Consider the following 1,462-nt stretch of genomic DNA (forward strand, 5'->3'; position numbering starts at 1 on the left):
CTTGGGTTCAACCGGTCGTCGCAACACCGGCTACCTGGAGAGATAGTAGGTGCTCGTTGAGGGCTTCGGCGGGTGTCTTCCATCCGAGGGTCTTGCGAGGTCTGTTGTTGAGGGTGAGAGCGACGGCCTGGAGCTCGTCGGAGCCCCAGCGCGACAGGTCCGTGCCCTTCGGAAAATACTGCCGCAGCAGACCGTTCGTGTTCTCGTTCGTGCCCCGCTGCCAGGGACTGTGTGGATCCGCGAAATAGACCTGGAGCCCGGCGTCGACGCGGAGTTGGGCGTGCTGGGCCAGTTCCGTCCCACGATCCCACGTCAGCGACCTGCGCAGTTGCTCGGGCAGCGTGGTGATCGTGGCGGTGATCGCGTCCTTCACAGCCTCGGCGCCACGGCCGGCCAGCGCGGGCCCGTTCTTGGTGCGTGGTTCGGTGCCGAAGCCCTCCATCCGGGGCAGGTGCAGCAGCATCGTGAACCGCGTGGTGCGCTCGACCAGCGTGCCTATCGCCGACCGACCGGTCCCGATGATCAGATCACCTTCCCAGTGGCCCGGGACGGCGCGGTCGGCTGCCTCGGCGGGCCGCTCGCTGATCAGCACGTCGGCGGTGACGTGGCCACGGACGCTCTGCCTGGTGCGCTCCCGCGGGACGCGCAGTGACCGTCCGGTGCGCAGGCAGGCGACCAGTTCGCGCTTGAGCGCCCCGCGTCCTTGGACATACAGGGCCTGGTAGATCGCTTCCGGAGAGATGCGCATGGATTCATCCTCGGGGAAGTCCACCTTGAGCCGCTGCGATATCTGTTCCGGGCTCCACGCCGTCGCCCAGCGTCGGTCCTGCCGCCGCGGCTTGTTCCTGCCCTGCCACGGCGGCACCTGAGGTCCCTCGACGACCTGGCCGTCCATGGCGTGGACGACGGTCCCGGCCAGCCGGTCCTGCACGTACTCGTGCAGGCGCACGTTGGCCACCAGCTTCGCCGTCTTCGGCCTCTGTGCGCGCCGCTCGGCGTGCCACTGTGCCAGCGAGGCCCGGTACTCCAGGTGATAGGTCCGGGTCGAGGCGTTGCGCCGCAGCTCCCGTGAGATCGTGGAGGGCGAACGTCCCAGGCGCCGCGCGATCGCACGGACGCCGAGGTCACGGGCGCGCAGCAGAGCGATCTCCTCCCGTTCGGTGAACGACAGATAGCGGCCGGACGCAGTCGGGGCGAGGCACGGATTCACCCCGCCAGCATGACGAAACCACCGCGACCCCACGGCCGGGGACACCCCGATCACAGCCGCGGCGTCCACCGAGCTCAGCCCCCGCGCGATCGCCTGCCAGAACCTGACCCGGTCCTCACGCCAGGCGACGCTCGGCCGACCCGGCGAGGGCATCTGCCCGCGATACTCCCGCGCCGCCCGCTGCCGATTCCCCACACCCATCCGCAAACCTCCAGTTCACAGGAGGTGTTGCGACCACCGATTGAATCCGCC

Annotated in this window: 1 protein-coding gene; it reads right to left on the bottom strand. The window is 69.2% G+C overall.

The window, feature by feature from the left end; genetic code table 11:
- Positions 1 to 7: 7 nt before the first annotated feature.
- Positions 8 to 1,411, bottom strand: coding sequence for an IS30 family transposase (locus ACFYMM_RS44395; protein ID WP_388398567.1), 1,404 nt, complete (start codon positions 1,409 to 1,411; stop codon positions 8 to 10).
- Positions 1,412 to 1,462: the final 51 nt, after the last annotated feature.

The organism is Streptomyces sp. NPDC006739 (genome assembly GCF_042869815.1).
Classification (GTDB): Bacteria; Actinomycetota; Actinomycetes; order Streptomycetales; family Streptomycetaceae; genus Streptomyces.